Origin of the sequence: Burkholderia sp. 9779_493, assembly GCF_015712215.1 — a bacterium.
GTDB classification, from domain to species: domain Bacteria; phylum Pseudomonadota; class Gammaproteobacteria; order Burkholderiales; family Burkholderiaceae; genus Burkholderia; species Burkholderia cenocepacia.
Window position 1 is genome coordinate 18,440 of record NZ_JACCQA010000033.1, and the last position, 12,932, is coordinate 31,371.

The window sequence follows — 12,932 nt, forward strand, 5'->3', positions numbered from 1 at the left end:
AATCGGGTGGCGCGGTATCATGCGCGCGGTGTTGCCGACACTTTGCGTGCCGGCCCCGTCAACGAGGATCGAGTTCGCCGTGACCGATAACGACCCGCTCATCAACGACATGCCTACGACGTGGCAGGCCAGGCTGGCCGGCTGTCGATGGACGCGACAGACGGACGGCCAGTCGGATGCCGCGGTGTTCCGGCTCGATGCGCGCGACGGCTCGCGCCGGTTCGTCAAAACCGAGCCGGCGGGGCCGCTCGGCGAATTGCCGGACGAGGCGGTGCGGCTGCGCTGGCTGGCGACGACGGGCGTGCCGGGCGCTCGGGTGCTCGACGTCGCGTCGGCGGCGGGGCGCGAGTGGCTGCTGCTGAGCGCGGTGCGCGGCGACAACCTCGCCGTCGCGTCACTTGCGCCGGAGACGAAAGTGACGATCGTCGCCGACGCGCTGCGTGCGCTGCATCGGCTCGATCCGGCCACATGCCCGTTCGATCACGGCGCGGCGCGTCGAATCGCGCGCGCCCGGGCACGGATCGACGCAGGGCTCGTCGACGAGGACAACCTCGATAATGCGAATACGGGCATGCCGCTCGACACAATGTTCGCGAGGTTACTGGCGCAACGGCCGGCGATCGAGGACGGGGTCGTCACGCACGGCGACGCGTGTCTGCCGAACTTCATGGTCGACGACGGCCGCTTCTCCGGCTTCATCGATTGCGGGCGCCTGGGCGTGGCCGATCGCTATCAGGATCTGGCGCTGGCATCGCGCGATATCGAAGCGGACCTGGGCAGCGAATGGGTCGCGCCTTTCTTCGTGCGGTACGGGATCGAACGTCCCGATCCGGAGCGGATCGCTTTCTATCGTCTGCTCGACGAGTTTTTCTGAATCCGAGCCCTGCACGAGCGACGCACGGGACGGTTTGCCTGTTCCGTACGTCAACCCAATTTCGTAGTCGTCCTGATGTTTCGGCGTGGATGCCGGCGTCCACTACGAAGTCCTTGCGTCAGTCGCGATCTCGCCACGCGTAGGCGAAACGAAGACCGTCGCCGAGCGTGCACTGGAAAACCTGCGCGGGCGCGACCGGCTGGTACGTGGTCGGCGACAGCGAGCGGACCGTCACCGTCGCGCTTTCATCCTGCATCACGCGGTACTGGATCAGTTCGAGGACGGTCGCGCCGCTTGGCTGGACGGTGAGGTGCTGGTTGGCGAACGCGAGCGTATTGCCGCCGACTTCCATGAAGTCGCGTATCGCGAAGCCGCCCGACACGGTGGGCGCCGCTGCCTGGGTGCCTGCCTGCTGCGCGTTCTGGCACTGGTTCGGCGAAAAGATCGCGGTGACCGTCACGCCGGCAAAGAGCCGCGTGCGCAACTGGCGATACGAATTGGCGCTGTCCGGTTGGGGGCTCGCGGCGGTTGCCGCGAGACTGGTTGCCACGCCGGCGGCAACCAGAACAATGGCGAAGCGATTCAGCATTTTCCTGTCTCCGTGCGATGAAACCCACGGCACGATAGCACGGTGCATCCGCATTGTTCAGACGGTTGATTCGTAGTCGCGCTACCGTTTGGCGCCCGCCTCCCGCAGTGCGTCCACGGCATACGCGTTGTCGTGCGTCAGCGCGAGTTGAAGCAACGACTGGCCGCGCCGGTCGACATGGTTCGGATTCGCGCCATGCGCGACGAGCAGCGGAATCAGCTCGAAGCGGTTGAACAGCGTCGCGAACCCCAGTGCGGTTTCGCCGGCGCCGTTCGTCTGGTCGATCGGGCAGTGCGTGTCGATCAGGCGCCGCGCGATGTCGGGTTCATTCTTGAAGAGGGCGCCCATCAGCGCCGTATTGCCGTGACGATCGCCCGTGCACGCATTGGCGCCGGCCGATAAAAGGTAGTCGAGCGCCGCGGGCTGGCCGTCGTATGCCGCGAGGATCACGGCCGTATAGCCGTGGCCGTCGGTGGCGTCGACCGGATAGCCGGCGTCGTGCAACGCGCGCAGGATGTCGACGCGGCCGACGCGCGCGGCGTCGAACCAGTCGTCGTCATAGCGGCGTAGCGCGGCAGGGTCGGCCTTGCCGTAGGTTGGCCGGTCGGGCAGGTGCGCGCAGCCGGCGAGCGCGGCCAGCGCGAGCGCCGCCGCGGCCGCGCGGATCGCGTGGGGGAAGCGTTCGAATCGCATGAGGGTGTCCTGATGAAGTGGCCGGGCCGACGTGCGCGGCGCGAGCGCGCACGTCGGCAACGGCCCGAGCCGCGAGGATCAGTTGTCGCTCAGCTTCGCCGCGAGCGACTGCACTTGCTGGACGTTCGCGTGAACGGCCTGCGCGAGACGCGTACCGTAATCGGCGTCGGCCTTGTAGAAGTACGACAGCATCGCGTACTGGTTCTGCGCGTTCTTCACCTGGCCGAGGTCGCCGGACAGCGCGGTGACGAGGTCGTCCTTGTCCTGCTGCGACAGGCTGCGGTAGTACTCGCCCGCCTGACGGAACGGCAGCTTCTTGCGGATCGCTTCCTGCTGCGTCGTGCCGTCGAGCGCCATGCGGACCGATTTGTACTGCGGGTCCTGCGCGAGTTCGTTCAGCGTCGACGGTTCGTAGTTCACCTCGCCCTTGCGGTCGCCCGCATTCATCTTGCCGTCCTGGTTGTTGTTGACCACCGGCACGACGGGGCGATTGATCGGCAGATCCATGTAGTTCGCGCCGAGCCGGTACATCTGCGTGTCGGCGTACGCGAACAGGCGGTCCTGCAGCATCCGGTCCTCGGACGGCTCGATCCCCGGCACGAGCCGCGACGGCGCGAACGCCGATTCCTCGGTCGACTGGAAGTAGTTGTCGGGCACGCGATCGAGCGTCATCGTGCCGATCTTGCGTTCAGGCACGCCGGTCCAGACCTTCGTATCGTCGAGCGCGTCGAAGTCGAAGCGGCTCAGGTCCTTCGGCGTGAGCACCTGCACGTACAGGTCCCACTTCGGGAAATCGCCCTGTTTCAGCGCGCCGTACAGGTCGTTCGTCATCATGTTCCAGTCGCGGCCGATCGATGCGGCGATCTCTTGCGGACGCAGGCCGTGCACCCCTTGCCGGCTCTTCCAGTGGAACTTCACGTAATGCACGTCGCCTTGCGCATTGACGAACTTGAACGCATGCACCGCGAAGCCGTCCATGTGGCGATACGAATCGGGCATGCCCTCGTCCGTGTACAGCCTCGTCAGCATGTGGGTCGCTTCGGGCGTGTGCGCGAAGAAGTCGAACGCGAGGTTCGGGTCCTGCACGCCGGTCACGGCGCTCGGTTTGTTCGCATGCACGAAGTCGGGGAACTTGATGCCGTCGCGAATGAAGAACACCGGCCAGTTGATGCCGACCATGTCCCAGTTGCCCTGCTGCGTATAGAACTTCACCGCGAAGCCGCGCGGGTCGCGCGCTTGTTCGGGCGAGCCGCGATAGCCCATCACGGTGGAGAAGCGCACGAACACCGGCGTGCGGGTGCCCGGTGTGAAGACTTTCGCTTTCGTCAGGTCGGAGATGTCGGCGCTCGGCACGAACTCGCCGAATGCACCGGTGCCGCGCGCATGCACGACGCGCTCCGGAATGCGCTCGCGATCGAAGCGCTGCAGCTTCTCGATGAGCGCGGAGTCTTGCAGCAGCACCGGGCCGGCGGGGCCGGCCGTCTGCGAATTCTGGTTGTCGCCGACGGGCGCGCCGGTGTCGCGCGTGAGTTCGGCGGCGTACGGCGAAGCGGAGAGTGCCACGCAGATTGCGGCGACTGCGTGCCGCAGCACGCGAGGGGAAGATGAGGACATGACGATGGAACTCCTTGAATCCGATCGGTGGTGGGGAAGCCGACTGAATTAGAAGAGATCGTCAGACGATTGGCTAATTGATATTCGATATGTTTTCGATAGTCGCGGTGTCGATGCGGCGCGAACCGTTCGTTGCGCGGGAAACGAAGCAGTATTGTTGCGCGCGCAATGAGTTGTTGCGGAATTGTTTCGACGAGCATGATGCATCGGTCGTGCATGATTTGAGTCGGCGCCGTCAACCGGCGCTTGCCTGCCATCCGAGCCCGAGGCTCTTCTGCACCGACACGTAATTCTTGATCAGTTCGGCTTGCCCGGCGATCACGTTCTGCTGCGCGGACAACGCTTCCCGTTGCGTGTCGAGCAGGTCGATCATCGACGCGACGCCCGCGCGATAGCGCTGGTCCATCAGCGTGCGCGAATGCACGGCCGACGTCTGCACCTTCGTCAACGCGACGACGTGCTCGCGCTGATGCCCGTAACGCTGCAACGCGGTGTTGGCATCCTGCAATGCACCGAGCACGGCCTTCTGATAATTCGCTTCCGCTTCGTCGCGCGACGCTTCGGCCGCGCGCACCGCGCCGCGCGTGCGTCCGAAGTCGAGAATGTTCCATTGCAGGTACGGCGCGCCGACCCACGTGAAATTCTGCTTGCGGAACAGGTGGCCGGGGTCGGTCGCGCTGAAACCGAGATCGCCGAGCAACGTCACCTTCGGGAAATAGTCGGCGACATGCTCGCCGATCTGCGCATTGCTCGACGCGAGCCGGCGCTCGGCCGCGCGAATATCGGGGCGCTGTTTCAGCAGCGTGGCCGGATCGCCGATCGCGACGCTGCCGGGCAGCGTCGGCAAGGCCGCGTCCGCGGTCGACAGCGCGGCGTCGAGCGCGCCCGGCGCGCGGCCCGTCAGGATCGCGAGCCGGTCGAGCGACTCGGTGACCTGCGCATCGAGCGGGATCAGCGACGCGCGCGTGTTCTCGACCTGCGTCGTCAGGCGCTCGATGTCCGTATCGGCCGCGACGCCGCGTGCGCGGCGCTGCTGCGTGAGGTCGAGCATCTGCTGCTGCAATTGCGCGGTGCGTCGCGACAACGCCAGCCGTTGCTGCTGGTCGCGCAGGTCGACATACGCATTCGCGACTTCGGCCGCGATCGACACCTGCGTGTCGGCGAGATCGGCATCGACCGCTTCGGCCTGCGCGGACGCGGCTTCGACCGCGCGGCGCGTGCCGCCGAACAGGTCGATTTCCCAGGTCGCGTCGAAGCCAGCCGAATAGAGTTGCAGCGGCCCCGAGCCGCCGAGCGACGGCGACGCGCCACCCGACTGGCCCGAGCCGTTCGACGGCAGCAGCGAGCCGGCCGCGCCGACGTCCGGTTCCCGCATGCGGATGGCCGCGACGGTGGCCGACGATTTCGGCATCTGCGCGGCGCGCTGTTGCGAGAGCTGCGCGCGGGCCGCGCGCAAGCGGGCCTGCGCCGCGTGCAGATCGGGGTTGTACACGAGTGCGGCGATGATCAGCTCGTCGAGCTGGCGATCGTTCAGCGCGTGCCACCACGCGCTCGGTGCGGGCGCGGCGGTGTCGACGCCGGTGGCCGGCGCACGCACGAAGGTCGGCGCATCCGGCGCGGCGGGCGCGCCGCGGTAGTCGGGGCCGACCGTGCAGCCGGCGAGCAGGCATGCGGCCGCGCACAGGGTGAGCGCGGGGCGGCGGGGCAGGGAGAAGGGTTTCATCGCGTATGACGGGTCAATGGCCGGACGACATCGGTTGCGGCCCGCGCGGCGTTCTCAGCAGCAGCGCGAGCGGCACGCAGGCGAGCAGTGCGAGGCCCAGCAGGTAGAAGGTTTCGGAGTAGGTCATCACGATGGCCTGGATCTGGATCTGCTGCGCCAACTGGCCGAGCGCGCGCAGGTTCGAATACGCGAGATCGCCGGTGTGCGCGAACCAGTTGGCCGTATAGGCCGACAGTCGATCCTGCCCGATCAGCGAGTTCGCGCTCACCGATTCGCGCAGCGCGGCCGTATGGAAGGTCGTGCGCCGGTCGATCACGGTGCCGATGATCGCGAGCCCGATCGAGCCGCCGAGGTTGCGCGCCATGTTGTAGAGCCCGGCCGCATCGCCCGAGTCTTCGCGCGCGACGGCCGCCATCGACGCCTGGTTGAGCGGCATCATCGCGAGCATCTGCGCGAGACCGCGAATCAGCTGCGACCACACGAAATCATGGCCCACGCTCTGCGCGGTCAGGCTGATGTCGAGCATGCAGCTCAGGCAGAACAGCAGCAGCCCCGTGATCACGAGGATGCGGAAATCCACCTTGCCGAGCAGGCGTGGCAGGATCGGCATCACGAGAAAGGCCGGCAGCCCCGACAGCAGCATGATCGCGCCGGCCTGTTCCGCGTTGTAGCCGGCGACGATCGCGAGGAACTGCGGCAGCAGGTAGGACACGCCGTACAGCCCGGCGCCGACCGCGGATACGATCACGATCACGCTCGCGTAGCGCGGGTTGCGCATCAACGACAGCCGCATGATCGGCCGCTTCGCGAAGCGTTGCGACAGCGCGATCAGGACCATTCCGACGAACGACACGATGCTCAGCGTGACGATCATCTGCGATTCGAACCAGCGTTCGCGCTGGCCTTCCTCGAGCACGACGGTCAGCGAGCTGAGGCCGATCGCGAGACCGAAGATGCCGAGCCAGTCCGCGTTGAAGAACGCACTCCAGTGCGGGCGGTCCGACGGCAGCCCGAACACCAGCAGCGCCATCAGCAGCAGGCACACGGGCAGGTTCAGGAAGAAGCACCAGCTCCAGTTCACGTTTTCCGCGAGCCAGCCGCCCAGCACCGGGCCGAACAGCGGCCCGAGCAGCACGATCAGGCCGAACAGCGTCATCCCGACCGGCAACTGCGACAGCGGCAGGCGCGTGCGGATGATGGTCTGCGCGGTCGGGATCAGCGCGCCGCCCGTGAAGCCCTGGCCGATCCGGCCGGCGATCATCATCGGCAGCGAGTGCGACCAGCCGCACATCATCGAGAACGCGATGAACAGCGCGGAATTCGTCAGCAGGAAATTGCGCAACCCGAACACGCGCGTGAGCCAGGCGGCGAGCGGGATCATCACGATTTCCGACATCAGGTAGCCGGTCGAGATCCACGTGCCTTCGGTGCCGGTCGCGCCGATTTCGCCCTGGATCTGCGGCAGCGCGGAGTTCGTGATCGAGATGTCGAGCGTTGCCATCAGCGCGCCGAGCGCGCCGGCCGCGACCGCGATCCAGTCGGTCACGCTCGCGCGGCCTTCGTGCGGCGGCGCGGGCATCGTGGCGGGCGTATCAGCCATGATGCTGCTCGTCGCGGGCGGAGCGCGTATCGACGTCGACCGTCACCGACAGCCCGGGCAACAGCATGCGCTGCGCGCGGGCGTTCGCGGCGAGACGGATGCGCACCGGCACGCGCTGGACGATCTTCGTGAAGTTGCCGGTCGCGTTCTCGGGCGGCAGCAGCGCGAACTGCGCACCGGTGCCGGGCGCGAAGCTGTCGACGACGCCGGACAGCGGGCCGTCCGGCAGCGCATCGACATGCAGCTCGACGGGTTGGCCGATGCGCATGTTGCCGATCTGCGTTTCCTTGAAGTTCGCGACGAGATAGATCGAGTCCACCGGCACGACGGTCAGCAGGCGCGTGCCGGGCTGCACGTATTGCCCGACGCGCACCGTGCGATCGCCGACGCGGCCCGCGAGCGTGCTGCGCACGATCGTGTTGTCGAGGTCGAGTTGCGCCTGTGCGGCGCTGGCCTGCGCAGCCTCGAGCTGCGCGCGTGCCTGCTGGAGCTGCGCGGTGAACGACGCGATCTGCGTGCGGGCGGCGGCGATCGACGCGTTGTTCGCGGCGAGCGTCGCCGCCGCCTGATCGCGCGTGCTCTTCAGGTCGGCCACGCGTTCGTGCGTTTCGGCGCCCGTCGCCGCGAGCGGTGCGTAGCGCGTGTACTCGTCGCTCGCGTGCTGCGCGTTGATGCGCGACACCTTCGCCTGCGCGTCGGCCTGCTCGAGGTTCGCGTGCTGCTGGCTGATGTCGGCTTCGGCGCGCGCGATATCGGCGCGACGGGCGTCGACGGTCGCCAGCGCCTGCGCGAGCGCCACCTGGTACTGGCGGACGTCGAGCCGCACGAGCGGATCGCCGGCCTTCACGGGCTGGTTGTCGCGCACATAGACGTCGGTCACGTAGCCGGCCACCTTCGGTGCGGCGGTCATGCTGTCCGCCTGCAGATACGCGTCGGTGGTGCTTTCGATGAAGCGGCCGACCGTCCACCAGCGGCCGAGCCACACCGCGCCGCCGATGGCCGCGAGCACGGCGACCGCGAGCAGGACGCGCCGTTTCGTTCCGCCGTTCCGGTTGCGCGGCATTGTTCCGTTTTCCTGACGATCTGCTTTCTGTGGCGGGTCTTGTGGCGTCGACATGCGAGATCCAATTTATTCCGAGTGGAAGAATTATTCCAGTTGGTAAAATTGTGTCAAGTAGAATGTCGATCGATCGAATGACGAGGAAGGCATGAACGAAGCGAAGAAGCTGCGCCGCACGTCGGCGGGCGGCTACGCGCGCGGCGACGAGACGCGCCAGCGGATCATCGAGGCGGCAATCGAACTGTTCGGCGAACGTGGGTTCGCGGGCGCGTCGACGCGCGAGATCGCCGCGATGGCGGGCGTGAACGCGCCGGCGCTCCAGTACTACTTCGAGAACAAGGAAGGCGTGTACCGTGCGTGCGTCGAGACGATCGCGGAGCACGGCTGGGCGGTGTTCGCGCCGGCGGTCGGCCATGCGCGGGCGATGCTCGAGGCCCACGCGAGCGTCGACGAACTGATCGATGCGTTCATCGGGCTGCTGCGCGCGCTGTCGGACCGGATGTTCACCGCGCCGAAGACGATGAACCAGCGGATGTTCTTCGCGCGCGAGCAGGGCGGCCAGGAACCGGCGAGCGCAAGCGAGATCCTGATGACGCGCATGCGCAAGCCGCTCAACGACGTGAGCGCCGAGCTGATCGGCCGCATCACCGGCCGGCCGGCCGACGATTCCGTCACGCGGTTGCGCGCGCTGAGCCTGTTCGGGCAGATCACGGTGTTTCACATCGCGCAGCGTTCGGCGCTGCAGTTGCTCGAATGGGACGCGTTCGAGGGCGAACGCGCGGCGCTGGTGACCGAAACGATTGCCGACCAGACCCGCGTGCTGCTCGAGCAGTGGCATGCGCAGCGCGATGCGGGTGCCGCCGATTCGGAAGCCGTTGCGAAGCGCGGGCAGGGTGCCGTCGCGAAGCGCGCGGCGAAGCCGGGGGCGGCACCGCCCGCGGCGAAACGCACGGCGCGCGTAAAGAAGCCTGCCGCGCGTTGAGCGCGGCCAGTTACCTGTCCCGGGCGATCGCGATCAACCCGGCTTGCGCGCCGCTTCGTCGGGCGACGGCGGCGGGGCTGCCGTATCGGTGGGATTCCGCGTGTCGGCGCGCGGATCGTTTTCGTCGGCGGCGACAGGCCGCGAGCCGTCCGCATAGGCCACGACGCTGCGCTGCGGATTGGCGATCCGGATTCCGCGTTCGCGGAACGTCTCGGCGATCCGCCGGTTGAATTCGCGCTGCACGCTCCAGCGCGCCGAGTCCGTGCACTGCATCTGTCCGGCCAGCGCGAGCGCCGCGCCGTCGACCTGGTCGATACCCCAGTAGCTGAAGTCCGACAGGATGCCGTCGTGATACTTCGGATCGTCGCGCAATGCGGCGCCGATTTCCTTCAGCGTCGCGATCGCGCGGTCGATGTCCTCGCCGTACGCGATGCTGACCTTGACGGCCGCGTTGCCGAGCCCGCGATTCGTGTTGTTGACGGTCGTCACCGAGCTGAACGGGATCGTGTACAGCGACCCGTCGCCGGCGCGCAGCCGCACGGTGCGGATCGACAGGTATTCGACCGTGCCCGACACGCCGGCGAGCGTGACCCAGTCGCCGACCTGCATTGCGTTTTCCATCAGCAGGAAGATCCCGGTGATGAAATCCTGCACCAGCTTCTGCGAGCCGAAGCCCAGCGCGACGCCGAAGATGCTGGCGCCGGCGAGCAGCGGCCCGACGTTCACGCCGAGTTCGCTGAGGCCCGTCAGCACGACGACGAGCGCGATCATCACGAACAGCAGCGAGCGCAGCATCGGCAGCAGCGTGCGCAGCCGCGCCGCGCGCACCAGGTTGCCTTCGCGCGTCCAGCGCTGCAGACGGCGCTCGATCGCGATGTTGGCCGCTTCCCACACGACGAGTGCGACGATCGCCGCGATCGCGATCGTCACCAGCGCGGACGCGAGCCGGTGGCCGATCGTGCCGGTTTCGAACGCGCGGAAGATCGGCACGCCCCAGATCTGCAGCAGCAGCACGAGGGTCACGACGCCGATCGCCCCGGACACGATCTGGCGCAGCAGCGGGTAGTAGCGGTACGCGTGCAGATGAACGAGCGTGCGGTCGTCCTCGCGGCGCTGGAACAGCCGCGCGAGCGCGCCGAACACGACGATCGACACCATCCGCATCGCGATCATCACCGCGATCGAGCGGCCGCCGAGCGTGATCAGCACGCGATAACCGTTGTGGACGTCGAGCGCCCACACGAACCACAGCGCCATCACGATGAAGACCGAGACGGGCGCCCACGCGTCCGCGAGCGCGTTGCCGACGACCGAGAAGGTCGGGCGATCCGCGCCGGCGGCACGGATGCGTGCCGCGACCGGCCGCCGGCACTGCAGGATCAGCACCGAGATCATCACGTGGCCGACGAGCGCGACGGCCTTCAGCAGCGCGACATGGCCGGCTTCGTTCAGACCGAAGTTCGCGGCGATCTCGACGGCCGCCGTGCATGTGCCGACCACGACCACGATCCGTGCGATCGAGCGTTGAGCGAATTCGGCCCATGCGTCGCTGATATGCAGCAGCCGCAATTGCCGCGCATCGGGCTGGAAGAACAGCCGGCTGACGATCGTGACGAGCCGGCAGATCACGTAGATGTCGATCAATGCTTCGAGCGCGGCGTCGATCGGCGTGCCGGCTTCGTCGAGCAACGACATCGTCAGGCTCGCGACACCGACGAATACGAGCAGCGGCACCACGCGCAGCGCGAGACTGACGAGCGCGCGCGGCAGCCGGTGCAGCAGCGTGGTGTGTCGGCGTGCATGGCCGCGGCTTTGCGTGGACGAGGGAGCGTCGACCGTGTCGGCGTGATCGGGTGGGGCGGATGTATCGGGCGGCGGTGCGTGATCCTCGTCCGATGCGGCGGAATCGGACGCGGTGCGGCGCGACGTATCGGCGCGGCGTGCGGCCACCGCGGCCAGCGCGCGTCGCAACACCCGCTTCGCGAGCCATTCGACGACGAGCGCCGGCAGGAGCACCGCGAGGAGGATCCCGAGCGTGCGAGTGAGATCCGCCCGCTGGTCGGCGCGCACCAGCTTGTCGTGCCACCAGCTGCCCACCGACCCGATGTCGAGCAGCGAGCGCAGCGATTCCTGCAGCGCGTTGCCGATCTGAGCGGCCCAGCGCGATCCCTGGCGGACGAGCATCGACGCGAGCCCGTTCGACGTGAGCGCGGCCGGCGCGGCGGCCGCCGATGCGCCGCTGGCCGCAGACGCTGCGCTGGCCGGCACCGCCGGTGCGCTCAACGCGCCGACCGCCGCGATGGCGCGTAGCGTCGTTTCGACTTGCGCGCGCTCGCGCGGGTTTTCGAGCACATTCAGTGCCTGCCGCGCCTGTTGCGGCGTCAGTGCGGGCGCGGCGTCGGAGGCGGCCGACGCGGCGGCCGGAGCGGGAGCGGTCGCGTGAGCGGCCGAGACGACGGCGGCGAGCAGCCAGCCGAGAAGGATATGTCGCATGGAGTGGGCATGCGGGTGCGTGCCGTCACGCGGCCCGCCAGGCTGAACGATGGACGGAAGTTAACATGATCGCGATCGGGACCGAATAGTTCCGTCGTTCCGTCGCCGACGATTCGGATCGGGCATGCGCGACGCCGGCCATGCAGGCGCGCAAGTCGTGTGCCGGACGCAGACCGTCGGCGGTCCGATATCGGACGCAAGATCCCGCTTCCCCGATCGTAAGGAGCCTGTCACGCGGGTTTATCGACGCCGGCGCGGGATGCGTCACCCAGCGAGCGCTCGTTCGATCACGATCCACGCGTGCATTCCATCACGGAATTCGGATTCCTGATGAATTACGCCTGCTCGTCATGAAATACCGGCAAGACGTGCTCGGCGATTTCTTCGATGACCTCGCGCACGGGTCGGTCCGAGCCCAGGTTCAGCGTGACATGATGCGTACCCGCCGTGCGCATGTCCCGCAGGATGTCGACCAACGCGCGGCGCCCGGTAGCGTAACCGAGCGGCAGCGCGGTGGCCGGCGTATCGGGGTGCGTGGCGAGATCGAGCCGCATCGAGACGCCGAACGCGCGAAACGGCGGCGACGCGAGCCGGTCGACCGCCGCGCGCCACATCGAATAGCGGGCGCGCTGCGTATCCGGATCGCGGTGATACGTCATCCAGCCGATCGAATGCCGGGCGATCCAGTCGACGCTCTGTCCACCCGAGCCGACCGCAAGCATCGGCACCGCGTCGCCGTCGCGCGGCAGCAGCGTGAATTCGGGCGCATCGGGCGGCGCTTCGTCGGGCAGCACGCGCGACGGCACGCCGAGCGCGGCCGCGACGACGTCCCAGTGCGCGCGATAGCGGTCGCGCCGCGTTTGCGCGTCGACGCCGAACGCCGCGTATTCGGGCGGCCGGTCGCCGGAGCCGAGCCCGAGGATGAAGCGCCCGCCCGACAGCGTCGCGACCGACAGCGCACCTTTCGCGATATGCAGCGGATGGCGCAGCGGCAGCACGATCGCGCCGCTGGCGAGCGCGATCCGGCGGGTGCGCGACGCCAGCGCGCCGAGCAGCACCCACGGATCGAGGTGGCCGACCGGGTCCGGATAGTCGGCGCTGTTCAGCGGCACGTCGCGAATCCACAGCGCGCGAAAGCCGAGCGAATCGGCCAGCGCCGCGAGTTCGAGCTGTTCGTTGAAGTCCGCGACGATGTGGCCGCTGCGAAGCAGCGGAAGCGTGAGGCCGATCGACAGCCGCCCGGCCGAGAAGACGCGATGCGCGACGTCGGCGCGGGTGGAAGCGGAAGGGGTCATGGCGAGTCC

10 protein-coding genes are annotated in these 12,932 nt (G+C 68.0%); 2 read left to right on the forward strand and 8 right to left on the reverse strand.

The annotated features are described in order from the left end of the window. The first annotated feature begins 79 nt into the window (after positions 1 to 79). Entirely contained in the window at positions 80 to 874 is a 795-nt protein-coding gene (locus H0X95_RS27415) for an APH(3')-II family aminoglycoside O-phosphotransferase (RefSeq protein WP_404823312.1), read from the forward strand. A gap of 118 nt (positions 875 to 992) precedes the next feature. On the opposite strand, the gene H0X95_RS27420 is transcribed toward H0X95_RS27415, so the two are convergent. The 6 genes from H0X95_RS27420 to H0X95_RS27445 form a co-directional block, all read right to left on the reverse strand. Next, positions 993 to 1,463, reverse strand: a complete 471-nt coding sequence (locus tag H0X95_RS27420; protein ID WP_048985241.1) for a VirK family protein — start codon at positions 1,461 to 1,463, stop codon at positions 993 to 995. Between the two features lie 81 nt (positions 1,464 to 1,544). Next, complete coding sequence (locus H0X95_RS27425) at positions 1,545 to 2,156, reverse strand: ankyrin repeat domain-containing protein (protein ID WP_006483790.1); 612 nt, start codon at positions 2,154 to 2,156, stop codon at positions 1,545 to 1,547. Positions 2,157 to 2,234: 78 nt separating this feature from the next. Beyond that, entirely contained in the window at positions 2,235 to 3,770 is a 1,536-nt protein-coding gene (locus H0X95_RS27430) for a catalase (protein WP_006495986.1), read from the reverse strand. Positions 3,771 to 4,005: 235 nt separating this feature from the next. Continuing rightward, the gene (locus tag H0X95_RS27435; RefSeq protein ID WP_059722592.1) at positions 4,006 to 5,493 is read right to left on the reverse strand and encodes an efflux transporter outer membrane subunit; all 1,488 of its coding nucleotides are present in this window, start codon (positions 5,491 to 5,493) and stop codon (positions 4,006 to 4,008) included. A 13-nt stretch (positions 5,494 to 5,506) separates the two neighbouring features. Beyond that, positions 5,507 to 7,093 (reverse strand): MDR family MFS transporter, encoded by a 1,587-nt coding sequence (locus H0X95_RS27440; RefSeq protein ID WP_034202623.1) that lies wholly within the window; start codon positions 7,091 to 7,093, stop codon positions 5,507 to 5,509. Further along, positions 7,086 to 8,210 (reverse strand): HlyD family secretion protein, encoded by a 1,125-nt coding sequence (locus H0X95_RS27445; protein ID WP_059722594.1) that lies wholly within the window; start codon positions 8,208 to 8,210, stop codon positions 7,086 to 7,088. Before H0X95_RS27445 ends, H0X95_RS27440 begins: the two co-directional genes overlap by 8 nt. A 91-nt stretch (positions 8,211 to 8,301) precedes the next feature. Between H0X95_RS27445 and H0X95_RS27450 the strand changes: the two genes are divergently transcribed. After that, positions 8,302 to 9,135, forward strand: a complete 834-nt coding sequence (locus tag H0X95_RS27450; protein ID WP_006495983.1) for a CerR family C-terminal domain-containing protein — start codon at positions 8,302 to 8,304, stop codon at positions 9,133 to 9,135. A gap of 33 nt (positions 9,136 to 9,168) precedes the next feature. On the opposite strand, the gene H0X95_RS27455 is transcribed toward H0X95_RS27450, so the two are convergent. Then, the gene (locus H0X95_RS27455) at positions 9,169 to 11,628 is read right to left on the reverse strand and encodes a mechanosensitive ion channel family protein (protein WP_059722596.1); all 2,460 of its coding nucleotides are present in this window, start codon (positions 11,626 to 11,628) and stop codon (positions 9,169 to 9,171) included. Between the two features lie 335 nt (positions 11,629 to 11,963). Beyond that, a complete protein-coding gene (locus H0X95_RS27460; RefSeq protein ID WP_048985249.1) occupies positions 11,964 to 12,923 on the reverse strand; it encodes an LLM class oxidoreductase in 960 nt (319 codons plus the stop codon). Positions 12,924 to 12,932 lie beyond the last annotated feature (9 nt).

What these genes read in the sequence shown, in the direction of transcription:
- H0X95_RS27420 (WP_048985241.1), bottom strand. Translation starts at nt 1,463, where the DNA reads ATGCTGAATCGCTTCGCCATTGTTCTGGTTGCCGCCGGCGTGGCAACC.
- H0X95_RS27450 (WP_006495983.1), top strand. Translation starts at nt 8,302, where the DNA reads ATGAACGAAGCGAAGAAGCTGCGCCGCACGTCGGCGGGCGGCTACGCG.
- H0X95_RS27455 (WP_059722596.1), bottom strand. Translation starts at nt 11,628, where the DNA reads ATGCGACATATCCTTCTCGGCTGGCTGCTCGCCGCCGTCGTCTCGGCC.
- H0X95_RS27425 (WP_006483790.1), bottom strand. Translation starts at nt 2,156, where the DNA reads ATGCGATTCGAACGCTTCCCCCACGCGATCCGCGCGGCCGCGGCGGCG.
- H0X95_RS27445 (WP_059722594.1), bottom strand. Translation starts at nt 8,210, where the DNA reads ATGTCGACGCCACAAGACCCGCCACAGAAAGCAGATCGTCAGGAAAAC.
- H0X95_RS27440 (WP_034202623.1), bottom strand. Translation starts at nt 7,093, where the DNA reads ATGGCTGATACGCCCGCCACGATGCCCGCGCCGCCGCACGAAGGCCGC.
- H0X95_RS27435 (WP_059722592.1), bottom strand. Translation starts at nt 5,493, where the DNA reads ATGAAACCCTTCTCCCTGCCCCGCCGCCCCGCGCTCACCCTGTGCGCG.
- H0X95_RS27430 (WP_006495986.1), bottom strand. Translation starts at nt 3,770, where the DNA reads ATGTCCTCATCTTCCCCTCGCGTGCTGCGGCACGCAGTCGCCGCAATC.
- H0X95_RS27460 (WP_048985249.1), bottom strand. Translation starts at nt 12,923, where the DNA reads ATGACCCCTTCCGCTTCCACCCGCGCCGACGTCGCGCATCGCGTCTTC.